Genomic DNA, 24,407 nt, shown 5'->3' with positions numbered 1-24,407 from the left:
GGATACTTATGAGCGAAGGTGTCGACCTTAGCCAGTTCTACGACATGTTTTTCGATGAAGCGGATGAACTGCTCGCCGAGATGGAGCAAACACTGCTCCAATTGAATATAGAACAGCCCGATATAGATCAATTAAATGCCATTTTCCGGGCTGCGCATTCAATTAAAGGTGGGGCGGGTACTTTTGGCTGTTTTGGTGAACTGGCCAATACCACTCATTTGCTCGAGAACCTGCTCGACGCCTTGCGCATGGGCGAGATGGCTCTGCGTAAAGACATGATTGACCTTTTCCTGGAAACGAAAGACGTGTTATCTGATCAAGTGTCTGCATATCGCAACGGTGAGCGCCCCGATGAACAGGCTTATGAGCGCATTTGCCGGCAATTGCAGCAGTTGGCCGTTGAAGAAAAAGGGGGGCAGGTTATGGATTTGCCTGATCCGAACGCAGGGCAGACGCAGTCTGAACCTGCGGTTGAGACAAGCTCCGCGCAAGTGTCCTTGGAACCCGATGCCGCCTCGCCGGCGCAAACGGGACCATTACATATTACGTTGTTGCGATTAAACGACAAAGATGCCGCCTCGCTAGAGGCCGAAATGGCTCTGATGGGTTCCATTTTGCATCGTGAGCGTCAGGGCGATACCCTGCAGCTTTGGCTTGAAACGACCGAGACGGCCACTGATATTGAGGCGGTATGTTGTTTTGTCATTGATGCCGGCCAAGTAACGGTCGTTCATGCTGCGTTGCCGTCAGACTCGGCAAGTGCAGATGAAAAGCCGACAGCTGATGCCGCTGTCGAACCCTCTCAAGCTGATACCAGCGCAGCCGACAACGTAACCGATGTGCCGGCGGCCGACTCCCCAGGTGTTCAGCGTGACGCGGCCCGTGCAGCCTCTAAAGAGTCAACATTACGGGTGGGGGTTGAAAAGGTTGATCAAATCATCAACTTGGTTGGTGAGTTGGTTATCACCCAGGCGATGCTGGTTCAAACAGCGTCTTCGCTTGATCCCGTTATACATGATCGTTTGCTGAATGGTATCGAGCATCTCGAGCGCAACGCACGGGACTTGCAGGAAGCGGTGATGTCGATTCGCATGATGCCAATGGATTATGTGTTCAGCCGCTTTCCCCGTGTTGTGCGGGAATCGGCGGCCAAGCTGGGCAAGCAAATTCGCCTGACGACCAAAGGCCAGGCCACGGAACTGGATAAAAGCCTGATTGAACGCATTATCGATCCTTTAACGCACTTAGTGCGCAATAGTATCGACCACGGCATTGAAGCGCCCGATGTGCGTGCTGCAAACGGTAAACCCGCTGAAGGGAATTTAACGTTGTCCGCTCAGCACCTGGGTGGGCAGATTGTGATTGAGGTTGCCGATGACGGCGGTGGCCTGAGCCGCGAGCGCATCTTGAGAAAGGCTGCTGAGCGCGGCATGCCGGTTAGTGACAGCACACCCGATGAAGAAGTATGGCAATTGATCTTTGCCCCTGGGTTCTCCACCGCCGAAAAAGTAACCGAAATATCGGGTCGGGGTGTAGGTATGGATGTGGTACGCCGCAATATCCAGGATATGGGTGGGCATATCCAGCTTAGCTCACGGCCTGGGCAGGGCACCACAACACGCATCTTTCTGCCTCTGACACTGGCCATTCTCGACGGTATGTCAGTTCAGGTGGGACAGGAGATTTTTGTGTTGCCGCTTAGCCACGTTACCGAATCACTGCAGCCAAGCGCTGAGCAAATACACCATATTTCGCAAACCGAGCAAGTACTGCATGTGCGGGGAGAATACCTCCCGCTTGTAGCGCTGCACGACATTTTCAATGTTGAGGGGGCCCAAACAGATATCAACCAGTCGATTGCGGTTATTTTACAGGCCGAGGAAAGCCGATTTGCCTTGCTGGTTGACCATTTGGTGGGTCAGCAACAAGTGGTGGTGAAGAACCTGGAAGCCAATTACCGGAAAATCCCCGGCATATCAGCTGCCACCATTCTGGGTGACGGTAGTGTTGCGCTGATTGTTGATGTGTTTGCTTTAATGCGCATGACGCGTAACAAAGGCGTTACCCCCAGCCCCAATATGACTGTTATCGGAGAACATTATGCTTAATGACGCGCAGAACAAAGCCGGCTCCACTGAGGGTGATGGCAAGGAATATCTGATTTTCACCCTTGCTAACCAGGAGTATGGTATCGACATCCTGAAAGTTCAGGAAATTCGTGGATACGACGATCAAAGCGTCACCCGTATTGCCAACGTCCCTTCTTTTATCAAAGGCGTGACCAATTTGCGCGGCGTTATCGTGCCCATTGTCGACATGCGTATCAAATTCAACCTGGATAACGTGGAATATAACCAGCAAACTGTTGTAGTTATTCTGAATATTGCCTCGCGGGTTGTGGGTGTGGTTGTCGACGGCGTATCCGACGTTTTAATGTTGAATCCGTCGCAAACCAGCGCCGCGCCGCAGTTCGGTACGGCTTTTTCCACGGAGTATTTAACGGGCATCGGCACCGTCGGCGAACGTATGATTATTCTGGTCGATATTGAAAAACTCATGACCAGCAATGAAATGGCGCTGGTAGAGCAGGCTGTTACCTGATAAGCGGCATAAATTGACTACGACATCATTGTTTGCTCAACTGGCGCCTAGTGTGCTGGCCGTTGAGCCGGAAGAGTTTGAGCGTGCCGCGCGTATGCTGAAGGCACGCACCGGTATTTTGCTGGGTGAACATAAACGTGAAATGGCGATTCGCACGTTGGGTATGCGGGCGCGTCGAATGGGCGCTGAAAGCGTAGGTGCCTATTTGTCTGTTTTGGCGCAAAGCCCCGATTCGGATGAATGGCATGATTTCGTGAACGCTTTCACAATTAACCACACTGCCTTTTTTCGCGAACAACACCATTTTGAAATATTAAAGAAGTTTGTTCGAACCCGAAGCAAGCCTATATCAATTTGGTGTGCTGCGGCCTCGACCGGTGAGGAACCGTATTCGCTTGCGATGACTTTGTGTGAGGCGCTACCGGCTGCGCAGGGGCAGTGCAGGGTTTGGGCAACCGATATCGATACTCATGCCATCGCCCGGGCGCGTAAAGGTGTTTATACCCTGGAGCGCGTCAAGGATATTCCCGAGGTCTTACTCAAAAAGTATTTTCTCAGAGGGACGGCGGCTAAAGCGGGATTGGTCAGGGTCAAGCCAATACTGCGTGACATGATCGATTTTGAACCGTTGAATCTGCTCGATTCCCGTTGGCCCGTTGACGGTAAGTTCGATGCGATATTTTGTCGTAACACCATGATCTACTTTGATCGCGACACGCAAAGCGTGCTGCTCGACCGCTTTGCCCCATTATTGAAAAAAGATGGCTTATTGTTTGCCGGACATTCAGAAAACTTCACCTATCTGACAAAACGCTTCAAGCTGCAAGGGCAAACAGTGTATACGGCGGTGGGTTAAGGTACGGTTTTGGGGTGTGTGAATGAAAAAGGTAGTTGAATGAGCAAGATTCGGGTTTTGTGTGTCGATGATTCTGCGTTGGTGCGTGGTTTGATGAAGGAAATCATCAACGGGCAGCCCGATATGGAAGTCGTGGCGGTTGCGCCGGACCCTTTGGTTGCGCGTGAGTTGATCAAACAACATAATCCTGACGTCCTGACGCTTGATGTTGAAATGCCGCGGATGGACGGGCTTGATTTTCTCGAGCGTTTAATGCGGTTGCGGCCTATGCCGGTGGTGATGGTGTCGTCGCTGACGGAACGTAACTCAGAGGTGACGATTCGTGCACTTGAATTGGGTGCGGTTGATTTTGTCACCAAGCCCAAGCTGGGCTTGCGCGATGGTTTGGTTGAATATAGCGACCTAATCGCCGAGAAGATTCGGGTGGCCGCCAAGTCGCGTCCCAAACCGCGTCCGGCCACAGATAAAGGCGACACCCCGCGCCGTTTAAGTCCGGTTTTTTCGACAACGGAAAAGTTGATCGCGATTGGCGCCTCAACAGGGGGAACGGAGGCGATTCGCCAAGTGCTCATGCCGATGCCGGCGAATAGCCCTGCAATTCTCATTACGCAGCATATGCCGGCTGGGTTTACGCGCTCTTTCGTGCAGCGCCTTGATAATATTTGCGCAGTGAGTGTTCATGAGGCGCAAGACGGAGATCGAATATTGCCGGGGCATGTGTATCTTGCGCCAGGAGGCGTAGCGCACATGAAGTTGGCTCGCTCGGGTGCCAATTATGTTATCCATTTGGAAGAAACCGAGCCGGTGAATCGGCATCGACCATCGGTCGACGTGCTGTTTCACTCGGTGGCCGAAGTGGCGGGAAAAAATGCCGTGGGCGCACTTTTAACCGGGATGGGTAAAGATGGTGCCCAAGGCATGCTGGCCATGAAACAGGCGGGTGCGACCACCTTCGCACAAGATGAGGCCAGTTGTGTTGTATTCGGGATGCCTCGCGAAGCGCTTTTGATCGGTGCGACGGATCAAGCCGTGCCCTTGTCGCAAATGAGCGAGACCTTGCTTGGTAGTGCCGGCGCGTACGGGCATCGGGTTTAATTTTTATTACGTTTGCATTTAGCGTATTCAATTTTTTGGGAGTGCAAAGTGGTACAGAAAAACATCAAGATTCTGGTGGTGGATGATTTTCCAACCATGCGCCGAATTATTCGTAACTTATTGAAAGACCTGGGTTTTGAGAATGTCGACGAGGCCGAGGACGGGCAGATGGGGCTGGATAAGGTTCGAGATAACAATTTTGACCTTGTCGTATCCGATTGGAACATGCCCAATATGGACGGCCTATCGATGTTGCAGGCAATTCGCGCCGATGAAAAGCTCGGTAAGACGCCTGTGCTCATGGTGACCGCCGAAGCCAAGAAGGAAAATATTGTTGCAGCTGCCAAGGCGGGTGCAAACGGTTACGTGGTTAAACCCTTCACTGCGGCAGTGCTAGAGGAGAAAATCAACAAGATCTTTGACAAGCAGGGTGGGTAGGGGGCCGTATGTCGACAGAGAGCAATCACATAAAACCAGGCGCCGATGCCAATACACCTGAACTTATTCAACAGGTCGCCAATGTTACGCGTATGTTGCGCGAAAGTATGCGTGAACTGGGGCTGGATCGCGCGATTACCGAGGCAGCCGACGCCATTCCCGATGCGCGTGAGCGTCTGGATTATGTGGCGCATAAAACCGAACAGGCGGCCACGCGGGTGTTGAATGTTGCCGAAGAAATGCAGCCCGCTCAGGAAGAGATGCAAAAAAGAGCGGAAGCGTTGGATCAGCGTTGGCAGGCATGGTTCGATCAACCCGCCGAGCTGGCGCAGGCGCGCGAGCTGGTAGACGACACGCGTTCATTACTGCAGGATATTCCCGACAGAACGAAAACGGCGCAGCAGCAAATTCTGGAAATCATCATGGCGCAAGATTTTCAGGATCTTACCGGCCAGGTCATTTCTCGCATGCTGGGCGTCATTAACTCCATAGAAACCGAACTCATCCAGGTGCTGATCAGCCACTTACCGGAAGAAGAACGAGAGGCCAAACGCAAGGAAATTGACCAACTGTTGAACGGCCCGCAGATTAAACCTGCCGAGAAGCCGGATGTGGTCTCAAACCAAGATCAGGTCGACGATTTATTGTCCAGCCTGGGGTTCTAGTTCCCCTTTGACTCCGGGCGGGTTGCCATGGAGTCATCCGAGGTCGGTGGAATTAAGCGGTTTTATAGGCGTTACTTCGCCGATAGGTAAAACAAGGCCGCCCATACAATGGGCCGTCATTTGTCCTATCTATTGTTTGCCGCAAGCAGTTTTCATCCATGGCCGAGGAAAGCGATCTCGAAAAAACCGAAGCCGCAACGCCCAGGCGCCTTGAAAAGGCGCGAGAAGAAGGGCAGGTTGCGCGCTCTCGTGAGCTTAATACCCTGATGCTTCTGGCGGGCGGGGTCGCGGCGCTATGGTTTCTGGGCGCTGAGTTTTATCGCGTTTTACGGGGTGTGATCCGGTCCGGCATGGCTTTCGATGTGCGTGTGGGAACCGATGTGGGCGTCATGACAAGCCAGGCGGTGAATGCTGCCTGGGAAGCCCTGGTGCTGTTGTTTCCTGTTTTCGGTGCGCTGGTGGTTCTGGCCGTTATTTCCTCTGTGTCATTGGGCGGATTACTGTTCTCTGGTAAGGCCCTGCAACCGAAGTTCGAACGGTTGAACCCGCTGAAAGGCGTGATGCGTCTGTTTTCCGCGCAAACGCTCGTCGAGTTATTGAAAACCATTGCAAAAGCCATTGTGATCGGGGGTATTGCGGCGGTGGTGATTTGGTCTTATCAGGATCAAATGATTGCGCTAATGTATGCGCCTACAACGCAGGCGCTTGCCGCCGGGATGCGCCTGGTTGCGCTATGTTGTGCACTGATCGTGGCGGCGTTGTTACTTATTGTGCTAATTGACGTGCCATGGCAATTGTACAGCCACCATAAAAAACTGCGCATGAGCCGGCAGGACGTTAAGCAGGAACACAAAGAGAGTGACGGAGATCCTCACGTAAAGGCCAGAATACGTCAGCAGCAGCGAGCCATGGCGCGCCGTCGCATGATGGCGGAAGTACCGAAGGCCGATGTGGTCGTCACTAATCCGACGCATTACGCTGTTGCATTGAAATATGAAGCCGGCGGGTTTGGTGCGCCGTGTGTGGTTGCCAAAGGGTCAGGCCTGATTGCCGCACGCATTCGAATGCTGGCTGAAGAGTACGATGTTCCGCAGCTTAGCGCGCCGCCGCTTGCGCGCGCGCTGCATGAACACGTTGAATTAGGTCAGGAAATTCCTGCCGAGCTATATAAAGCGGTGGCTGAGGTACTAGCCTGGGTATTCCAGTTGCGCAGCTGGAAGGAGGGGTTGGCCGCAGAGCCGCAGCACCCCGCCGATTTACCCGTTCCCGACGCACTGGACCCGCAGGCCAATGGTGCCACCTGATGCAATTAACAAATATCTATGAATAACTTCATCGCCTTATTCAAGCTTAACGGTTCACAGCACGCCCGATTCCTGGCGGGGCCGGTGCTGATCCTCATGGTTTTGTCCATGATGGTTTTGCCGTTGCCGCCGGTTATTCTAGATTTGCTTTTCACCTTCAATATCTCTATGGCCATTATGGTGTTGCTGGTGGCCATGTTTACCAAAAAACCGTTGGATTTTGCTGCGTTTCCGGCTGTGCTTTTGTTTACGACCTTGCTTCGGCTGGCGCTGAATGTGGCTTCCACGAGGGTGGTCTTGTTGAATGGTCACCAGGGGCCCGACGCGGCCGGGCAGGTAATCGAGGCGTTTGGACACTTCCTGATTGGCGGCAACTTTGCCGTTGGCATTATCGTTTTCATTATTTTGGTCATCATTAATTTTATGGTGATTACAAAAGGGGCAGGCCGTATCGCCGAGGTAGGCGCACGTTTCACGTTGGATGCGATGCCGGGTAAGCAAATGGCGATCGACGCCGATTTGAACGCCGGGCTAATTGGCGAGGAAGACGCGCGATCTCGTCGTGCTGAGGTAGCTCAGGAGGCCGAGTTCTACGGCTCCATGGATGGGGCGAGCAAGTTTGTGCGCGGTGACGCTGTGGCCGGTTTGCTGATTATGGTGATCAATATTGTAGGGGGGTTGATCGTGGGTGTGGCGCAGCATGGTCTTTCGTTTGGCGAGGCCGGCGAAGTCTATACCATTCTTGCGATTGGTGACGGTTTGGTGGCACAAATTCCCGCACTCGTGATTTCCACTGCGGCCGGTGTTGTGGTGTCGCGGGTGGCAACAGATGAAGACATTGGCCAGCAGATGATTGGCCAGTTACTGAATAACCCAACGGTGATGTTCATTACGGCGGGCATTCTGGGTGCGATGGGCTTGATTCCCAATATGCCGCATTTTGCGTTTTTGTTGTTGTCTGCCGTCTTGGCCGGCAGTGGCTGGCTGCTTTATAAGCGTCAACAGAAAACGAAGGAGGCCGAGGCACCCGACCCGCAGGTTCAACAGGCGGCTGCGGAAGCCGCCGCGGCCGAAGCCAGTTGGGACGACGTGGCGCTGGTCGATCCCTTGGGTCTCGAGGTGGGTTATCGGCTTATTTCCCTTGTGGATCACTCGCAAGGGGGCGAGCTGCTGCATCGGATACGCAGTTTACGCAAGAAGTATGCGCAGGACGTCGGTTTCCTGCCTCCGGTTGTGCATATTCGCGACAATCTTGAACTGAAGCCGAACGAATATCGTATTTTGCTGTCGGGTGTGGAAGTGGGGCGCGGCGTTGCCATGACGGACCAATGGATGGCGATTGATCCGGGCGAGGTTGCCATGAAGCTTGAAGGTACGCCCACCACAGATCCGGCATTTGGGTTGCCTGCGGTCTGGATTGACGTTGCAATGCGCGAGCAGGCACAAATTGCGGGTTACACGGTGGTTGATGCCAGTACCGTAATCGCCACGCATTTGAATCATTTAATGCATCGTCACGGCTCTCAATTGTTGGGCAGGCAAGAAGTTCAGCAGCTGCTGGATCACATCGGTCGGGACGCGCCTAAACTGGTCGAAGACCTTGTTCCCAAAACCATTAGTCTGACCTTGCTGCAAAAGATACTGCGTGGGTTGCTTGAGGAAGAGGTGCCGATACGGGACGCTCGCACCATTGTTGAAAGTATTGCCGAAAATGCGCCCCGATTGGCGGCTGCCAACACGGCCGGGACGGGGCCTGATCCGTCAGAACTGTTACAGCAGATCCGAATTGCCTTGGGGCGCGCTATTACACAGCAGTGGTTTCCAAGCGGTGATGAGGTTCGTGTCATTGGGCTGGACCCCAAGCTGGAACGCGTATTAACCCAAGCCGTGACAAGCAGTGGCGCATTGGAGCCCGGGCTGGCAGATACCTTGTTGCAGGAGGCCCAGCGCACGGTTCAGCAGCAAGAAGCGAACGGTGATCCGGCGGTACTGGTGGTGTCACCTGTATTACGTTCTGCTTTGTCGCGTTTCTTGCGTCATCATTTTCCCCATATGGGTGTACTGTCGAACTTTGAGATTCCCGAAGAGCGTATCCTGCGTGTGACTGCAGTGATCGGTGGAGGTAATGCATGAATGTCAGCCGATTCTTCGGAATAACCAATCGTGAAGCGATGCGTCAGGTGCGTCTGGCTTTGGGGCCGGATGCCTTAATCATTTCCAACCGCCGGGTCAATGGTGGGGTGGAGATTCTTGCCACCGATGAAACTTCGCTGTCGCCGGAGATTGTGCGTCGGATCGCTGACGAGGAAGTAGCCAAAAGCAGTACGGCCGGTCCGGTTACCATGCGCAGCGCCATATCGCGCCCGCCTGCTCAACCTGCGCCGCAACAGCCAAAGCCGGCTCAACCTAAGTCGCACGCACCTGCGCAGGCGGTCTCCGCTCCCGCAGTGATGCCCGCCGCGACTCCCTCATTACCGGCTGGCGCCGACGTGATGGGCGCCATTGGTGCTCTGCAAGGGGCACTTGAGTCTCGTATTGACGAATTGATGTGGGGAAATCAGTTGCGGCGTGTCCCTCAGGCAGTCAGTTTGTTTCAGACATTGTTGGGGTTCGGTTTCAGCACGGCGCTTCTGCGGGCCATGTTGAAGGGCCTGCCGGAAGGGCTGGGTTCGCGTGCGGCTTTACAATGGGCGCGCACGGAATTGGTTAAAAGTCTTCCGGTGCTTGAGCGCGAAGAGGCATTGTGGCGTCCGGGAGCAGCCATTGCCCTGGTTGGGCCTACGGGGGTGGGGAAAACCACGACGGTGGCCAAGCTTGCCGCACGATGTGTCAAAAAATACGGGGCTGAAAATGTGGTGCTGCTAACCACCGATACCTATCGTATCGGTGCGCATGAGCAATTGAAAATCTACGGCAAAATGATGCATGTTCCGGTGCATGTCGTTCAGGATGCAGAAGAATTACGGCGTATTATTGCCTCGGTCGCCGCACATCAAATAATCATTATCGACAATGTTGGTATCAGCCAGCGTGACCGTTTTGTGTCAGAGCAAGCGGCGATGTTGTCTGCGGCGGGGCGCGAAGTAAGCCGATTATTGGTTCTGAATGCGTCAAGCCACGGTGACACACTCGATGAAGTGGCGCGTCGTTATACGCATGATGGCGGTAGCCCATTGCGCGGAAGCATTATTACCAAGATCGACGAAGCAACGCGCCTGGGAGCGGTTCTGGATACCGTTATACGGTATCAACTGCCTGTTTGTTATGTTTCCGATGGCCAGAAAGTCCCGCAGAATTTGGCGCATATGACGGCCAATGAACTGGTCGACAAGGCACTGGTAAAAAATCAGCAAGCGTCGGCTTTGTACGCACCGTCCGAGGCCGACTTCGCAGCTTTAATGTCTATGTCGGAACAGTCACGCCCGCGCGACGACAAGGCGGGTCATACCACTCAGCGCCGGGCTTTATTGCCGAATTTGTTAACGGTTGCACGCTCAAGTAAAGCGCCGCTTGAGGTAGATGAAATTGAGCAGGCCGGCCGCTATATCGACGAAAACGTCCTGGCCAGTGAGACCTACGCACTTTGGCGCGCTTACTTCAAGGGCGAGGCTGCCGACAGCATGGGGTCGCTCACGCAACATTTTCTGGGTGTGGCGCGAAACGAATTTGCCGAAGACGCCGACCAATACGTGCTTGCCCTACACGATCATGTAGGTTTGCGTGATGAGTCAGCCGGGGGGGCGGTTGGACGGTTGCGTGCCACCGTGCTGCTTAATCATGCGGGGGTACCCTGGTGCTCACCGTATCAGCAGTTAACGTTGCCCGATGGATGGCGTGCCTCCGATGGAGAAACGGCGCTGCGGGCGCCAACGGGCTATGAGTCCCTGCAAAAGCAAATGCAATGGGCCGCCGGGAATGTCCGTGACGTGCCCTTGCTGCATCTTTTTGATGGCGCTACGGTATCTGTCTGGCAGTCGGCAACAGCCCAGGGGTTAGCCTGGTTGTCTGCCTGTACGCGTACAACCCGAGTTGTCGATGAGGGTAGTGCCACGACCGTTGGTGCAGTTGTAAAAACACTGGATTTTCATCCTGTCGGCGCCTTGGGTACGCGTTACGAGCGCGCAATGGTTCAAGGCGTAGAGCGCGGCCAATTGGTTGTTTGGGTGGCTACTCGCGAGGTGAGTCTTTTTTCGCGCCAGAATGGTTATACACCGGTTCAGTTGGTTGCTGTGCGTGTGGTCGACCGTCGTGACGGCACGGTTTTGCGTGAGGCCACAGGCTTGGCCGATGCGACTTCCGTGGCTGCTCAGACTGAAGCTTTGGCGTTGGCTTTGTTGGTGCATGCCGAACATAAAACGGCACTGAAGTTTGCCGCTCGCTGGTGGCCCATGCTGGCTCAGCGCCAGTGGGCCGATGCGGTGTCGCGGCGTGCCTTAACGGCGATGCAAGTCGGTTTGACAACCTGGGATGCCTTCCAGTCGCCCGACGGCCATACGTTGCTCAGTGCTATTCAGGGCTTAAGCGGCAAGGCGCAACCGAATCAGGCGGAGGCAGTGTCCGCCATGATGAAGTTATTTACCTTAAAGGAAATGACCGCCTGATATGTTAAACGTATTCCGGGCTGGAGGCGTGCTAGCCGGCCTTAAGGGGTTTCAGCCGGGGTACGTCGGCTGAAACCGACGCAGCTTTCTTTTTTCCCGACGCATCATAAACCGTGTTGTTGCCGGTAAGTGTTTGTAATGCCGCCATCATTCGTTGCGTGTTAGTTAGCAACGCATTAATGATATTGCCGTTTTGTTCGTTCAGGCGTTGTGCCCGGTCCGACAGGGCGCCTAATTCCTCAACAAGTGCGGAAAGTTCGGGCTGTTGGGCGGCAGCGGCACGCAGACCCTGAAGGTTATTGGGTAAATTTAAGGCTTCGAGCAGTGATCCGCGACGTTGCGTTGCAGCATGCAGGTCTTCTGCGATTTTCTCTTTCAACGAAGTTGTACGGTTGAGGTCGTCGGGTTGGCCGGTTTCCAATACCTGGGATTCTTCGTTGAGTATATTGAAAAACTGCTGCGTAAGATGCAGTTCCTGTTGCAATTGAGATTGCAGGGGCTGAAGCCGGGCCTGGGAGTCTGTCATGGTCAAGCCTTATTAATAAAACCGGTGCCTAGCATGCACACCGCTTATTTATTTCAGTAGTTCCCTTGCGCTTGCCAGCAAACCGTCGGCAATGCGTTCGGGGTTAATTTTTAATTGGCCCGATGCCAGGGCATCTTTAATTTGCTGCACGCGCGCCATGTCGATATCGTTTTCGCCATTTTGCAAATTGGCCAACTGGCGCGCGGCTGGGCTGAGGTCGACAGCCGTTTTGCCACCCGTATTGTTTTGGGCGGTTTGTGCAGGCCCTTGACGCGATGGTGTCGCGGGGGTGACTGCAGTATTCTTGATGGATGGTGTGATTTTCACGACAGACTCCGGTAATTCTGGGTGCCCGGCACATTGCCAAGCTTAGTATAGGGAATAACGGCTGCGCCGTGCAAAACTTTAGGGTTGCCCATACTATGTTTGATACGGAACGTTACATGGGAATGAGTACGGTATGGGCATCCAGTATCGTGGCTGTAACAATTTGCCCGGACGCGGTGCGCACCTGGATATGATCACCAGGCTCACCGTCTTCCATGGCTTTGCCTTCGCTGCGTGCCACAAAGCCCACCCCGCGTACTTCCATGTAGACCATTTGGCCGCGTTCAATTGATAGCGGGCTGCGTATGGCCGAGGCCTTAATAGGTTTTCTTGCATTGAGCCGATATCGTGTGATGTAACCCACCAGTTGTTCGGGGTCAATCAGTGTTCCCCTGGGCAGGCGAAGAAGATCACCGTTGCGTTGCTCCAGATCTTGCATGCTCAGGGTAGTGCCTGCCCTGACGGGGCGGGCTGTAATGTAGTAGCTGCCTTCGATGCGAATGCTCGCTTGCGTATAACTGACCCAGGGTTTGGGCCCCAAACAGCGAATGCCCAACGTGACAGTGGGCCGCAAAGTGGCCCCGCGCCCCGGTATGAAAATCTCGACATTTTCGCACTTGGGTTGATTCTTAATATTGGGCGGCTCAATTTGGGCTTGTAACGTGCCGTCCCAGCTCGCCGCTTTGCCCTCCAGGAAAGCAAGCATTTTCTTTTGGAGATTCAACTCTTCTGGAGTTTGAGCGGCGGCCTGGGCGACACCGTGAGCTACTGGCTGTAGCAGCATAATGAGCCCGAGCGAAACGATTACTTTACGCATAACCGTATTGTAGTAAGGGCCGTTTACATTCAATCCCGGAATTGGAGCATAAATGGCGTGTTATTTCCGGGTTTGTCTTGCCTTGCCGGCAACTACCATACAACCTGATGAATGTTATGAACATGTCTGCAGGTAATCAAGATGGTAGATCGTATCAGTAATGACTTAAGCTTTTTTCAGGAAGCCGTTCGCTTGCGCGAACAGCGCCAGGAAGTGCTCAGTGCGAATATTGCCAATGCCGACACGCCTAATTATAAGGCGCGCGACTTTGATTTCACCCAAGCCCTGAAAGAGGCGATGGGGGGCGGTTCACTGAGTTTGCCGGATACCTCGTTGGCGCTGACTTCAGAGCGGCATATTCCAGGAAAGGCGCAGTCGCCTGCCCGTGCGGAACTGTTGTATCGGCAGCCGGTTCAACCCAGCCTGGACGGCAATACCGTTGATATGGATCTTGAGCGCGTTGCGTTCGCCGACAACACCATGCGTTATCAAACTGATCTCACCATTATTTCACAAAGAATCAAGGGCTTGATCGCCGCGTTGCAGCAATAAATCGCACGTGGCCGCCTCGGTCGTATTTAAGGAGTGACTCCATGTCCACTTTCAGTATTTTCCAGATAGCCGGTTCCGCCATGACAGCGCAGTCGCAGCGCATGAATGTGGCTGCCAGCAATTTGGCCAATGCCGATAGCGTAGCAGGGCCTAACGGCCAGGCATACAAGGCACGTCAGGTTGTTTTCGAAATGGCGCCGGTACCAGGGCAGGCGTACGCAGGTGCGGTGGGTGGTGTTCAGGTATCGAGTGTAGTCCAAAGCAATGCGCCCGCCCGCATGGAGTATCAACCTGATCACCCTTTGGCCAATGCCGAAGGGTATGTCGAAATGCCGAATGTCGATGTCGTGGCGGAAACCGTCAACATGATTTCCGCTTCCCGTTCATATCAGGCCAATGTAGAAGTGGTAAATACGGCCAAGGCGCTGATGAGCCGCACGCTTTCAATCGGGCAATAAGCCGTTATTGAAATATTTTTAAATTTTCTGGAGGTGCGACTGTGACCACTGTCGATCCGAACACAATAGCGCAGGCAACATCCGCAGGCTCACTGGCTGCGTCCACTGCCGAGGCAGCCAAGCGCGCAGAGGACATGAAGAACCAGTTCATGACCCTGCTTATTACTCAGATACGTAATCAGGATCCGTTGAATCCGATGGAGAATGCCGAGTTCACATCGCAGTTGGCGCAGATGGAAACTGTAAACGGTATTACGCAACTGAATAAAACGTTGCAGGCGCTGTCGGGCCAAATGGATATGACGCAATCCATGCAGGCGGCAACACTGATTGGTAAAGAAGTTCTGGTGACCGGTAACAAAATTTCCACCGGTAGCTCCCCGGATGATCCCAATACCAAGGTTGCAACGCCTTTTGGTATTGACCTTATTTCACCGGCGGAAAAAGTGAAAGTGGCCATTTTGGACGGCAGTGGGAAGGCTGTGCGCAACGTCGAGATAGGCCCAGTGAATGCAGGTGTGGTGTCGCTTGAGTGGGACGGTCTGAATGATTCCGGCGAGCCGGTACCCGACGGTGCCTACACGCTCGATGTGTCGGGTGTGGGGGCGGATGGCTCAGCTGTTGGCGTCGAGGCGCTCACTTATGGACAGGTGTCCAGCATTGCGTACTCATCTTCGGGGGTGCAACTGGATTTAGGGCTTATGGGCGCGCGTTCTTTATTCGACGTACGCAAGATTATGTAACAGCGTGGTTTTTACTCGTTGAATTTGGCCGACCCGGCGCGAAAGTTTGGGCCGGCAACGTTGAAAATTAAATTTGAAAGGAAAACATTATGGGTTTCGGTCAGGGTCTAAGTGGTCTGAATGCCGCAGCGCAAGAGCTGGATGTTATTGGCAATAACATTGCCAACGCGGGAACGGTGGGTTTTAAGTCGTCGTCGGTCACATTCTCCGACGTTTTTGCTAATTCGCAGGTGGGTTTAGGTGTGAAGGTGGCATCCGTAAACCAGCGCTTCACGGTAGGTTCGATCAGCAATACCGGTAATTCGCTTGATTTGGCCATTGACGGTACCAAAGGCTTGTTCCGCACCGAAGACACGAACGGCAATGTTTTATATACCCGAAACGGGCAGTTCTTTGCCGATAAAGATAATTTCATCGTCAATGCTCAGGGTCAGCGCTTAACAGGCTTTGGTTTGATTGGGGACGATCTGCAGGCGCTGACGGTCCCGGTAGGTAATCTGGCGCCGCGTGCTTCAGCCGATGTTACGACGCGCGCCAACATGGATGCGAATGCGAACCCGGTGTATGAAACGGGTGTAACGGAAGTGTTGGGCAGCGTTTGGATGGATGATGCCGGACCCGGTGCCAGTGCTCAATACCAGTATCGTATTGGTTCAACGGGGCAGATTTCTTGGTTTGATATGACCAACAATCCGGTTAGTTTGCCCGACGGCACCTATACTGCAACGACGGATGGCGTAACGCAGGATAGCACGACCATCACGTTGGCGACGACAACGGGTCAAGCAGCCAGCCCCGCCGGTGCGTTGGGGGAGAGCGCGACAGTCGGTACAGCTTATACCGCGCCTATTATTGCGCATCCTTTCAGCCTTACCGATCCGGAAAGTTATACGCACACATTACCTTTAACCGTATACGACTCGGTGGGTAATTCGCATCAAATGATTCAGTATTTTGTGAAACGTCCCGGTGGCGGCGGCGATTCACAGTGGGATGTCTATTACGCCCTTGATGGAAATGTTGTCAATGCCGCAACACCTCACGAAATTACCTACGATACGGCTGGTCGCCTGAAGACGGGAACCAACGCAAATTTGGTTATTCCTAATCCCGGCGGCGCTGACGCGCCGGCCGATGCATTGGAGCTAACCTTCGATTACACCGGTTCCACACAGTTCAGTGGCGATTTTTCCTACAACTTTACGCAAGACGGTTTTCCAACGGGTGAATACGCGGGCTTGTCGGTTGATACCGACGGCTCGGTGATTGCCAGTTACACCAACGGCGAGTTGCGTACGATTGGCTATGTGGCCCTGGCCAATTTCAACAACCTGAATGGGTTGAAGGCGTTCGGTGATAACTCATGGATTGAAACTGGTGCGTCGGGCCAACCTATTGTGGGTCGTCCGGGCACAAATGGTCTGGCCACCATTAAAGGTCAGGCGCTCGAAGAGTCGAACGTTGATATGAGTCAAGAGTTGGTGAATATGATTATTGCCCAACGCTTCTACCAGGCCAATGCCCAAACCATTAAAACGCAGGATCAGATCGTTCAGAATCTGATCTCCATGCGTTAATAACAGGGTAGCGTAATGGATCGAGTTGCCTACATTGCGGCCGGTGGTGCCGCCCGGGTACTGGAGCAGCAGTCGGTGCTGAGTAACAATATGGCCAACGTTAATACGTCCGGTTTCCGGGCGCAGTTGGCTAATTTCCGGGCGGTGCCGTTTCAAGCACAACAGGGTGAACTATCGACCCGTGTGGGAACGGTTGCTTCCACCCCGGGTAGTCGCCTTACGCAAGGCACCATGACGGAAACAGGCCACGCGCTTGATCTGGCCATTACCGGGGAAGGCTGGTTTGCCGTACAAACACCGGATGGCCAGGAAGCGTATACACGGGCGGGCGATTTTGCCGTGAACGCGCAAGGCCTGTTGGTAGGGCAGTCGGGTTTGCCGGTGCTAAGCAATGATGGTCAGCCGGTTCAGGTTCCCGACCGCGGCAGTGTCACGTTTTCCAGCGATGGATTTATTACCGCTTTGGGCGCGGGTGACAACCCAGCCGATATTCAGGTTATTGGTCAATTGAAATTGGTCAATCCGCCTGCTGAGAATCTGGAACGCGGCGACGACGGCCTGTTTCGGTTTAATCCCGGTGAAGGGCCGGCGGCGGCGCCTGCCGACCCCAATGTACGCATGATTTCCGGGTTCATCGAAAAAAGCAATGTGAGTGCGGCTGAAACCATGGTCGGCATGATTAAAAACGGTCGTATGTTTGAAATGCAAATGAAAGCCATACAAGATGCCGACCGTAATGCAGAGCGTGCCAATTCAATCTTGTCGGCCAACGGTTAAGCAAACGGAATAACGTAATTGTGAACGCAGCCGTTGGGTTGCCTCATCAAGGAATAGAAAAATGATTCGATCTCTCTGGATTGCCAAAACAGGCTTGGAGTCACAGCAAACCAATATGGATGTCATTTCCAATAACCTGGCCAACGTGAATACGTCGGGCTTCAAGCGCAGTCGTGCTGTATTTGAAGACTTAATGTATCAAACCATTCGGCAACCTGGTGCCCAGGTAGGGGCTGCCAACCAACTGCCGTCGGGCCTGCAAATTGGTACGGGTGTGCGCACTGTGGCAACGGAACGGATTCACACGCAGGGAAATTTGCGTGAAACCGGCAACCCGTTGGATATTGCGATTCAGGGGCGTGGATTTATCCAGGTTGAAATGCCTGACGGCACTTTTGCCTACACGCGCGACGGCAGTCTTCAGGTTGATCAAAACGGGCAAATGGTGACAGCCGGAGGCTATCCTGTTCAGCCCCCGATCAATATTCCTGATAACGCGTTAAGTGTCACGATTGAGCGCGACGGTACGGTGTCGGTGACCCAGCCCGGCGCAGTGGGTATCAATGTTGAAGTCGGGCAGTTGCAGTTAAGCACCTTCATTAACCCCACCGGTCTGCAAAGTATGGGCGAGAATCTGTACGCCGAAACAGACGCTTCGGGGCCGGCCAATTTTGCGCAGCCGGGTTTGGATGGTGCAGGGCTGGTTTTGCAGAATTATGTGGAAACGTCGAACGTGAATGTGGCCGAAGAGTTGGTGAACATGATTACGACGCAACGCAGTTATGAAATGAACAGCAAGGCAATTCAGACATCCGATCAAATGTTGTCGCGTTTGACGCAGCTGTAATGGTTTGATGAGTGGATTGTGTTGGAAATGAACAAACAAGTGCGTTTCGTGATGGCTGGTGTGGCTGCATTCGTATTGCACGGGTGCGCCATGATTCCACCTGAACCGATCGTAACAGGGCCTTTAACGGCGCCCCCGCCTCCTATGGTGACGACGGCGCCTCAAGCCAATGGGGCGATTTATCAGCCAACGGCTTATGGAAACTATCCGCTGTTTGAGGATCGTCGACCTCGCAATGTGGGCGATATCGTCACGATTTTGATTCAAGAGCGCACCAATGCGGCAAAGCGTGTTTCAACTGAAAGCAGCCGTTCCGGTAGTGCAGGCTTGGGGATGGACGTCGTTCCCGACTTTTTCCCACCGGGCCTGGGCCCACAGCAGAACTTTGATATGAACGGTAATAACGTCGCGGAAGGCAGCGGAGCCAGCGAGGCGAATAATACGTTCACCGGGACTTTAACAACAACGGTTATTGGCGTTCTGCCCAATGGCAATCTGCAGGTGGCCGGCGACAAACAGATTGCAATCAATCGCGGTTCCGAGCATATCCGGTTCTCCGGCGTGGTTGATCCCCGGTCGATTGCAGGCGACGGCACTGTCCCATCGACACGCGTTGCGGACGCACGTATTGAGTTTCGCAGCAAAGGCCGCATGGACGAAGTACAGACCATGGGTTGGTTGCAACGATTTTTCCTGAATATTTCGCCGTTCTGACAAGGATGAAAATAGTGTTGAACAAACATGGCCGCGCAAAGTGGGGCATGAGCTTAAAGGGCGGGTTGGCCTGGTTATTGCTTGCGCTGTTGTTTTTTGCCGTGACGCCGTCGGCGCATGCCGAGCGTATCAAGGATCTCGCATCGATTCAGGGGGTGCGAGAGAATCAATTGATTGGCTATGGTTTGGTAGTCGGGCTCGACGGCAGTGGCGATCAGGTGCGCCAATCGCCTTTTACGCAGCAAAGTCTTACCAATATGTTGTCGCAATTGGGCGTAACGTTGCCGCAAGGGACCAATATGCAGCTGCGCAATGTGGCGGCAGTCATGGTAACAGGGCGACTGCCGGCGTTCACCAGGCCGGGGCAAACGATCGATGTCGTCGTGTCATCGATGGGTAATGCCAAGAGTCTGCGTGGCGGTACCTTGCTGATGACGCCTTTGAAAGGGGCTAATGGGCAGGTGTATGCGCTTGCTCAGGGCAACTTGTTGGTCGGTGGAGCCGGTGCCCAGGCCGGCGGCTCCAGTGTGCAGGTTAATCAGCTGAATGGCGGCATTATTCCCGACGGCGCGATTGTCGAGCAATCCGTTCCCACTACTTACATTCGCGATGGCTTTATTAACCTGGAAATGAATACAACCGATTTCGGGATTGCGCAGAATGTTGCTGCGGCGCTGAACAGAAAGTTTGGCCCGAGTACGGCTTCGGTGCTCGACGGGCGTCTGGTTCAGTTGCGGGGTCCACTTGACCCGTCGCGACAGGCGGCGTTTTTGTCGGAAGTTGAGAATCTGCAGGTTAAATTGCCTCCGGTTCGAGCCAAAGTCATTATCAATGCGCGTACCGGGTCGGTCGTGATGAATCGCACTGTCACTATCGACGAAGCGGCTGTCGCTTATGGCAATTTGTCGGTTTCCATCAGCCGCCAGGAACAGGTGAATCAACCGGACACGCCGTTTGCCGGTGGTGAAACGGTTGTAACCGAGAACACGGAAATTGCATTAAGAACGGATACCGGCAGTATCAAGCGTGTGCAAACCAGCGCAAACCTGGCCGATGTTGTTCAGGCGTTAAATGCCTTGGGTGCAACACCGCAGGATTTGTTGTCGATCCTGCAAACCCTGAAAAGTGCGGGCGCTTTGCGCGCCGATCTGGAAATTATTTAATAGGCGGCACTCATGACGGCAATGCCCTATTTTTTACCCCGCCCCGATGCCGGCGCCAGCGCAATGGACTTCAGCCATTTAAACCGGCTGGGTTATACGGCTCGCCATTCCAATGGCCAGGATCCCGCTGCACAAAAAGAGATTGCCAAGCAATTCGAGGCGCTTTTTTTGCAGCAAATCATGAAGCAGGCCAGGGCCGGTGATGTGGGGTTGGAAGGGTTGCTTGAAAGCAATCAAACACGCCTGGCCCAAAGCATGGCCGATGAGCAAATGGCTTCCAATCTGGCCGAAACAGGTACGGGCCTTGCACAAGCGCTTCTTGATCAAATGCGGGGGATAAGCGAAGTCAAGTCCGATCCCCGGTTGGCCGCCGATCGCGGCTTGCAGTCATTTTCCATTCAGGGGCCCGCTGCAGCACGAAAAGAAATTGCTGATTCTATTTCCGAATTGCTTGATCTGTTGGCAAGCTCCCCGGTTGTTGAGTCCGGGCGCCGCACCGGGGAAGCATTGTTAAGCGCGATTCGCGGTGCGCCAGGCCATATTGAGCAGTTTGTTACCAAAATGGGCGATGCCGCCCGTCATGCAGCCCAGGAGTCGGGTATTCCCGCCAAGCTGATTTTGAGTCAAGCGGCATTGGAGTCGGGCTGGGGACGTCGTGAAATCAAAATGGAAGACGGCTCAAACAGTTACAACCTGTTTGGCATTAAGGCGACCGGGGGCTGGGAAGGCAAGGTTGCCAATATCGTGACGACGGAGTTTATTGACGGCAAGCCTCAGAAAATGGTGCAGGCATTTCGCGCTTACGACTCTTACGCCGAATCATTTGCCGATTACGCCCGGCTTATTAGCCAGAATGATCGTTATCAGGCCGTACTAACGGCACCTAACGCGGAAATGGCGGCAGTTAAGGTGCATGAAGCAGGCTACGCCACCGATCCCAAGTATGCCGAGAAGCTGATTTCAATTATGGGGTATCTGGATGATCGTCTGGATTCCTTCATGGTGCGGGGGCCGTCTGCGGGTAGCCGGGGATAGGGGTAAATATTCCGGGATTCCTGCCGTAAACCGGTTATGTTCCGTTCTTGCTGTTAATTGTTTGGAAACACTATGAACTTATCGAATTTGGGCCTTTCCGGCATTCAGGCTGCGCAAAACCGGTTACAAACCGCCGGCCATAATATTAACAATGCCGCAACGGAAGGGTATAACCGCCAATCGGTCAAGGTTTCCACCGCCGGGGCACAGGCAACCGGCGCCGGCTATGTGGGTCTGGGCGTTCAGGTTGATACGATCGATCGTGCTTACAACAACTTTCTTTATCGGCAATTGGTCGACTCCCAGAGCAAAGGGGCGGAACTGGGTGCGTATGGTACGGAAATTACGCAAGTCAATAATATTATGGCCGACCGTACGGTGGGCATTTCGCCGGCGCTGCAAAAATTCTTCGACGGCATGCAGGCCGTAGCCTCTTCCCCCGCCGACCCGGCAGCCCGTCAGGAACTGTTGGGCCGCGCGTCCAGCTTGGTGGGCCAGTTGAATGACACCAATGCATTTCTGAATGATCAGCGCAGCAATATTAATACGCAGGTTAATACGGTTGTGCGCCAAATTAACAGCTACGTCGAGCGGGTTCACGATTTGAACAATCAAATCGTTACCGCCAAAGCAGCCGGCTCGGGTCATGCTCCGAACGACTTGCTCGATAAGCGCGATCAGGCCGTGGCCGAGTTGAACGAGCTGGTAGGGGTAAACGTCATTGAGCAGGGCGACCGTTTTGGGCTGTCTTTTGGTCGAGGACAAGTTCTGCTGAGTTCCGACACAGTTTATCCTTTGCAGGCCGGTCCATCCATCGACGATCCCAGCCGCACCGTGGTGAGTTATGCGATGCCGGCAGGCAATGGAAAGACCACCATGACGGAAATTGGTGATCAATATATTCGTGGTGGAAAACTGGGTGGTTTATTGCAATATCGCTCGCAAACACTGGATGCTGTTCAAAATGATTTGGGCCGTCTTGCCACCGGTTTGGCCATGGCGGTTAACGCGCAGCATGAGCAGGGGTTTGATCAGGTTGGTCGCCCGGGGGAGGCGTTTTTCTCTTTGCCCGATCCTTCTGTCAGTGCGTCGGAACGAAATCAGGGAAATGGTGAATTTTCCGCGTCTTTTGTCAACGCGAATGACCTTACCGCAAGTGATTATCAAATCAGTTATAACGGCGCCAATTATTCTATTGTTCGTCAGCCCGATGGCAACCTCATGTACGAGGGAACGACCTTCCCTGTGACCATCGACGGAATCGAAATGGATTTTTCCGGTACCGCGTTGGCGGGTGATCGCTGGACAATGACACCCACGCGTGGTTCTGCTTCGGATATCAAACTGAATATTTCCAACCCGGCCTCCATTGCCGCTGCGGGAAGTGATGCGGGTGATGCCGACAATGGAAACGCGTTGAAATTGGCGCAACTGCAAACTGACAAGGTGCTCGGTAACGGCACCATGAGTTTAAACGAGTCGTTTTCGCAAATTGTGAACACGATAGGGGTGCAAACACAGCAAAACCAAACTGCTCAGAAGGCACAGGACACGCTGGTTCAGCAGAATTTTGCAGCGCAACAGGCAATTTCGGGTGTCAACCTGAATGAAGAATATGTCAACCTTGAGCGTTATCAAGAGCACTTTCGTGCCGCCTCAAGGCTCATCGATGTCAGTTCAACGTTGTTTGATACTTTGCTGAGCTTACGTCAATAATTTGTTTTGAATTTTCCGGTGTGAAGGGGTGGCGCGATGCGTATTAGTTCTAACTTGTTCTTTGAGACCGGTCTGCGAACCATTAATTTGCAGCAGTCCGACCTCATGCATCGTTACCAGCAGGTAGGAACCGGGCGTCGTATGATTACGCCGGCCGACGATCCGCTTGCCGCTGCACAAACAATCAATATTGCGCAATCTCAGTCGCTCAACGTGCGTTATGCCGAAAACCGCCAGGTTGCCAAAACCCAACTGGGTATTCAGGAAAATACGCTCGATTCGGTTTCAACGTTGCTTTCGGGCCTTAAAACCCGTTTGGTCGAAGCCGGCAACGGTACCTTGTCAGACGCCGATCGTGGGGTTCTGGCCAACGTGCTCGAGAACGCCAAAGATAATCTTATGGGGCTGGCGAACGCAACCGACGGCAATGGGCAGTATCTTTTCTCAGGTCATTCCGGCAGCCGGCCGCCGTTTATCGCCGACTCGTTCGGTGCGGTAAGTTACCAGGGTGATGAAGGGCGTCGTTTGATTCAGGTCGATCAAACGCGACAACTCGATTCGGCCGATACGGGATTGGATATTTTTACCAAAGCGGCGCCCGGTGCCCGCGATTACATCACGCATGTGGCAGCCGGAAATCAAGGTACCGGCATTATCGGCAAACCCGTTATTGCCGACCCGAAAGGACAGTATGTGGGCGCGAAGTTCGAGCTGTCGTTCACGGAAGCAGGTGATGGTTCGATGCAGTACAGCGTGACCGTGCGCGATGCGGCCGATTACATTCTTTCCGGCCCCAGCGTGCCTGTTGCCTACGATGATTCAACCGAAACATTGGCCTTGCCGGGTGGCGTACAGGTGGCATTCTCAGGTATGCCCGCCGATGGCGATGCATTCAGCGTCGAGCCGGTCTTTGTCACGGACCCCTTTATTTCTGCGCAACAGTCGGCGGCTGGAACAGAAGGCACGGCGGTATTGGGCAAGCCGGGTGTAACCGACCCCGCCGGCGAATACATGGGCAAGCAGGTCGACGTGGCTTTTCAGGAGGTGGTTCCGGGTACGTTTCAGTACCAGCTTACGGTTGACGGCACAACAGGCCCCTGGATTAACTATACTGACCCTGGTCCGGGTGGGGTTCTGGATCTGGGCGGCGGCCTCGAAGTGGCTTTTGAAGGGGTGCCGAACGATGGTTATGCCTTTTCCGTTGAGCCCGTTGAGCCGTCCACCAATCTGAACGTGTTTGACGCGCTTGATGACATTATCGAAGCACTGAAAACGCCCATCCAGGGTGATCCTGCAGCACATGCGAGTTATCAGAACGTTCTTGCCTCTGCCATGCAGCGCCTTGACGTGAACTTCGATCAGGTACAAACCGTGGTGTCGTCGGTTGGTACCCGGCTGAGTGAAATTGACGCCATCGATGCCAATAGCAATGTACGTGGCCTAAGTTATGCGCAAGACCTTTCCCGGCTTGAAGACGTTGATTATTACGAAGCCATTGCGCAGTTGCAGTTGCGCACCGCCGCGCTTGACGCCGCTTCCATGGCGTTCAAAAAGATCCAGGCAACCAGTATGTTCAATATGAAAGGCTGACATTA

Annotated in this window: 23 protein-coding genes; 20 read left to right on the top strand and 3 right to left on the bottom strand. The window is 53.8% G+C overall.

From position 1 onward, the window contains the following. Nucleotides 1-8: 8 nt before the first annotated feature. The 9 genes from cheA to flhF all read left to right on the top strand — a co-directional run bounded on the left by cheA (nt 9) and on the right by flhF (nt 11,560). Nucleotides 9-2,108 carry a chemotaxis protein CheA gene (gene cheA / locus CJO09_RS01765; protein WP_119440823.1) on the top strand — a complete coding sequence of 700 codons (2,100 nt, stop codon included), beginning with the start codon at nt 9-11 and terminating at the stop codon, nt 2,106-2,108. After that, the gene (locus CJO09_RS01760; protein ID WP_114419685.1) at nt 2,101-2,601 is read left to right on the top strand and encodes a chemotaxis protein CheW; all 501 of its coding nucleotides are present in this window, start codon (nt 2,101-2,103) and stop codon (nt 2,599-2,601) included. Before cheA ends, CJO09_RS01760 begins: the two co-directional genes overlap by 8 nt. 13 nt (nt 2,602-2,614) lie before the next feature. Next, entirely contained in the window at nt 2,615-3,457 is an 843-nt protein-coding gene (locus tag CJO09_RS01755) for a CheR family methyltransferase (protein WP_281270724.1), read from the top strand. Between the two features lie 39 nt (nt 3,458-3,496). Further along, complete coding sequence (locus tag CJO09_RS01750) at nt 3,497-4,552, top strand: protein-glutamate methylesterase/protein-glutamine glutaminase (RefSeq protein WP_119440822.1); 1,056 nt, start codon at nt 3,497-3,499, stop codon at nt 4,550-4,552. A 48-nt stretch (nt 4,553-4,600) separates the two neighbouring features. Next, on the top strand, nt 4,601-4,990 hold the full coding sequence (cheY, locus tag CJO09_RS01745) for a chemotaxis response regulator CheY (protein WP_114419683.1): 390 nt from the start codon (nt 4,601-4,603) through the stop codon (nt 4,988-4,990). Nucleotides 4,991-4,998: 8 nt separating this feature from the next. Next, a complete protein-coding gene (gene cheZ / locus CJO09_RS01740; RefSeq protein ID WP_119440821.1) occupies nt 4,999-5,655 on the top strand; it encodes a protein phosphatase CheZ in 657 nt (218 codons plus the stop codon). 158 nt (nt 5,656-5,813) lie between these two features. Further along, on the top strand, nt 5,814-6,959 hold the full coding sequence (gene flhB, locus CJO09_RS01735; RefSeq protein ID WP_114419681.1) for a flagellar biosynthesis protein FlhB: 1,146 nt from the start codon (nt 5,814-5,816) through the stop codon (nt 6,957-6,959). An 18-nt stretch (nt 6,960-6,977) separates the two neighbouring features. Beyond that, nucleotides 6,978-9,092: a flagellar biosynthesis protein FlhA gene (gene flhA, locus CJO09_RS01730; RefSeq protein ID WP_119440820.1), complete on the top strand. Its 2,115-nt coding sequence runs from the start codon at nt 6,978-6,980 to the stop codon at nt 9,090-9,092. Next, nucleotides 9,089-11,560, top strand: coding sequence for a flagellar biosynthesis GTPase FlhF (flhF, locus tag CJO09_RS01725; RefSeq protein WP_119440819.1), 2,472 nt, complete (start codon nt 9,089-9,091; stop codon nt 11,558-11,560). Before flhA ends, flhF begins: the two co-directional genes overlap by 4 nt. 31 nt (nt 11,561-11,591) lie before the next feature. Here the strand turns inward: flhF and CJO09_RS01720 are convergent, their stop codons facing one another. From CJO09_RS01720 to flgA, 3 genes are all read right to left on the bottom strand, one after another. Next, nucleotides 11,592-12,086, bottom strand: a complete 495-nt coding sequence (locus tag CJO09_RS01720; RefSeq protein ID WP_119440818.1) for a flagella synthesis protein FlgN — start codon at nt 12,084-12,086, stop codon at nt 11,592-11,594. A 48-nt stretch (nt 12,087-12,134) separates the two neighbouring features. Then, the gene (gene flgM, locus CJO09_RS01715) at nt 12,135-12,413 is read right to left on the bottom strand and encodes a flagellar biosynthesis anti-sigma factor FlgM (protein WP_119440817.1); all 279 of its coding nucleotides are present in this window, start codon (nt 12,411-12,413) and stop codon (nt 12,135-12,137) included. Between the two features lie 112 nt (nt 12,414-12,525). Beyond that, nucleotides 12,526-13,197, bottom strand: a complete 672-nt coding sequence (gene flgA, locus CJO09_RS01710; RefSeq protein ID WP_158582695.1) for a flagellar basal body P-ring formation chaperone FlgA — start codon at nt 13,195-13,197, stop codon at nt 12,526-12,528. 174 nt (nt 13,198-13,371) lie between these two features. Between flgA and flgB the strand changes: the two genes are divergently transcribed. The 11 genes from flgB (at nt 13,372) to flgL (ending at nt 24,402) form a co-directional block, all read left to right on the top strand. After that, the gene (flgB, locus tag CJO09_RS01705; RefSeq protein ID WP_119440815.1) at nt 13,372-13,782 is read left to right on the top strand and encodes a flagellar basal body rod protein FlgB; all 411 of its coding nucleotides are present in this window, start codon (nt 13,372-13,374) and stop codon (nt 13,780-13,782) included. A 41-nt stretch (nt 13,783-13,823) separates the two neighbouring features. Continuing rightward, complete coding sequence (flgC, locus tag CJO09_RS01700) at nt 13,824-14,240, top strand: flagellar basal body rod protein FlgC (protein WP_119440814.1); 417 nt, start codon at nt 13,824-13,826, stop codon at nt 14,238-14,240. Nucleotides 14,241-14,281: 41 nt separating this feature from the next. Further along, complete coding sequence (locus CJO09_RS01695) at nt 14,282-14,983, top strand: flagellar hook capping FlgD N-terminal domain-containing protein (protein WP_119440813.1); 702 nt, start codon at nt 14,282-14,284, stop codon at nt 14,981-14,983. Nucleotides 14,984-15,072: 89 nt separating this feature from the next. Continuing rightward, a complete protein-coding gene (locus tag CJO09_RS01690; RefSeq protein ID WP_119440812.1) occupies nt 15,073-16,560 on the top strand; it encodes a flagellar hook protein FlgE in 1,488 nt (495 codons plus the stop codon). A gap of 15 nt (nt 16,561-16,575) precedes the next feature. Continuing rightward, nucleotides 16,576-17,337 carry a flagellar basal-body rod protein FlgF gene (gene flgF / locus CJO09_RS01685; protein WP_119440811.1) on the top strand — a complete coding sequence of 254 codons (762 nt, stop codon included), beginning with the start codon at nt 16,576-16,578 and terminating at the stop codon, nt 17,335-17,337. Nucleotides 17,338-17,398: 61 nt separating this feature from the next. Further along, nucleotides 17,399-18,184: a flagellar basal-body rod protein FlgG gene (gene flgG / locus CJO09_RS01680; RefSeq protein ID WP_114419670.1), complete on the top strand. Its 786-nt coding sequence runs from the start codon at nt 17,399-17,401 to the stop codon at nt 18,182-18,184. A gap of 27 nt (nt 18,185-18,211) precedes the next feature. Further along, nucleotides 18,212-18,898 (top strand): flagellar basal body L-ring protein FlgH, encoded by a 687-nt coding sequence (locus tag CJO09_RS01675; protein ID WP_119440810.1) that lies wholly within the window; start codon nt 18,212-18,214, stop codon nt 18,896-18,898. 47 nt (nt 18,899-18,945) lie between these two features. Next, complete coding sequence (locus tag CJO09_RS01670) at nt 18,946-20,061, top strand: flagellar basal body P-ring protein FlgI (RefSeq protein WP_119441343.1); 1,116 nt, start codon at nt 18,946-18,948, stop codon at nt 20,059-20,061. A gap of 12 nt (nt 20,062-20,073) precedes the next feature. Continuing rightward, a complete protein-coding gene (flgJ, locus tag CJO09_RS01665) occupies nt 20,074-21,096 on the top strand; it encodes a flagellar assembly peptidoglycan hydrolase FlgJ (RefSeq protein WP_119440809.1) in 1,023 nt (340 codons plus the stop codon). A 72-nt stretch (nt 21,097-21,168) separates the two neighbouring features. Then, nucleotides 21,169-22,812, top strand: coding sequence for a flagellar hook-associated protein FlgK (gene flgK, locus CJO09_RS01660; RefSeq protein WP_119440808.1), 1,644 nt, complete (start codon nt 21,169-21,171; stop codon nt 22,810-22,812). 36 nt (nt 22,813-22,848) lie between these two features. After that, on the top strand, nt 22,849-24,402 hold the full coding sequence (flgL, locus tag CJO09_RS01655) for a flagellar hook-associated protein FlgL (protein ID WP_119440807.1): 1,554 nt from the start codon (nt 22,849-22,851) through the stop codon (nt 24,400-24,402). Nucleotides 24,403-24,407 lie beyond the last annotated feature (5 nt).

This window comes from Neopusillimonas maritima, from assembly GCF_003576595.1.
Lineage (GTDB): Bacteria > Pseudomonadota > Gammaproteobacteria > Burkholderiales > Burkholderiaceae_B > Neopusillimonas > Neopusillimonas maritima.
Note: the sequence above shows the minus strand (reverse complement) of the source record. Positions and strands in the feature narration are given on the sequence as shown.

What these genes read in the sequence shown, in the direction of transcription:
- CJO09_RS01760 (WP_114419685.1), top strand. Translation starts at nt 2,101, where the DNA reads ATGCTTAATGACGCGCAGAACAAAGCCGGCTCCACTGAGGGTGATGGC.
- flhB (WP_114419681.1), top strand. Translation starts at nt 5,814, where the DNA reads ATGGCCGAGGAAAGCGATCTCGAAAAAACCGAAGCCGCAACGCCCAGG.
- flgG (WP_114419670.1), top strand. Translation starts at nt 17,399, where the DNA reads ATGATTCGATCTCTCTGGATTGCCAAAACAGGCTTGGAGTCACAGCAA.
- CJO09_RS01690 (WP_119440812.1), top strand. Translation starts at nt 15,073, where the DNA reads ATGGGTTTCGGTCAGGGTCTAAGTGGTCTGAATGCCGCAGCGCAAGAG.
- cheA (WP_119440823.1), top strand. Translation starts at nt 9, where the DNA reads ATGAGCGAAGGTGTCGACCTTAGCCAGTTCTACGACATGTTTTTCGAT.
- flhA (WP_119440820.1), top strand. Translation starts at nt 6,978, where the DNA reads ATGAATAACTTCATCGCCTTATTCAAGCTTAACGGTTCACAGCACGCC.
- flgF (WP_119440811.1), top strand. Translation starts at nt 16,576, where the DNA reads ATGGATCGAGTTGCCTACATTGCGGCCGGTGGTGCCGCCCGGGTACTG.
- CJO09_RS01670 (WP_119441343.1), top strand. Translation starts at nt 18,946, where the DNA reads ATGAGCTTAAAGGGCGGGTTGGCCTGGTTATTGCTTGCGCTGTTGTTT.
- flgB (WP_119440815.1), top strand. Translation starts at nt 13,372, where the DNA reads ATGGTAGATCGTATCAGTAATGACTTAAGCTTTTTTCAGGAAGCCGTT.
- flgK (WP_119440808.1), top strand. Translation starts at nt 21,169, where the DNA reads ATGAACTTATCGAATTTGGGCCTTTCCGGCATTCAGGCTGCGCAAAAC.
- flgL (WP_119440807.1), top strand. Translation starts at nt 22,849, where the DNA reads ATGCGTATTAGTTCTAACTTGTTCTTTGAGACCGGTCTGCGAACCATT.
- CJO09_RS01750 (WP_119440822.1), top strand. Translation starts at nt 3,497, where the DNA reads ATGAGCAAGATTCGGGTTTTGTGTGTCGATGATTCTGCGTTGGTGCGT.
- flgJ (WP_119440809.1), top strand. Translation starts at nt 20,074, where the DNA reads ATGACGGCAATGCCCTATTTTTTACCCCGCCCCGATGCCGGCGCCAGC.
- CJO09_RS01675 (WP_119440810.1), top strand. Translation starts at nt 18,212, where the DNA reads ATGAACAAACAAGTGCGTTTCGTGATGGCTGGTGTGGCTGCATTCGTA.
- flgC (WP_119440814.1), top strand. Translation starts at nt 13,824, where the DNA reads ATGTCCACTTTCAGTATTTTCCAGATAGCCGGTTCCGCCATGACAGCG.
- cheZ (WP_119440821.1), top strand. Translation starts at nt 4,999, where the DNA reads ATGTCGACAGAGAGCAATCACATAAAACCAGGCGCCGATGCCAATACA.
- flhF (WP_119440819.1), top strand. Translation starts at nt 9,089, where the DNA reads ATGAATGTCAGCCGATTCTTCGGAATAACCAATCGTGAAGCGATGCGT.
- CJO09_RS01720 (WP_119440818.1), bottom strand. Translation starts at nt 12,086, where the DNA reads ATGACAGACTCCCAGGCCCGGCTTCAGCCCCTGCAATCTCAATTGCAA.
- flgA (WP_158582695.1), bottom strand. Translation starts at nt 13,197, where the DNA reads ATGCTGCTACAGCCAGTAGCTCACGGTGTCGCCCAGGCCGCCGCTCAA.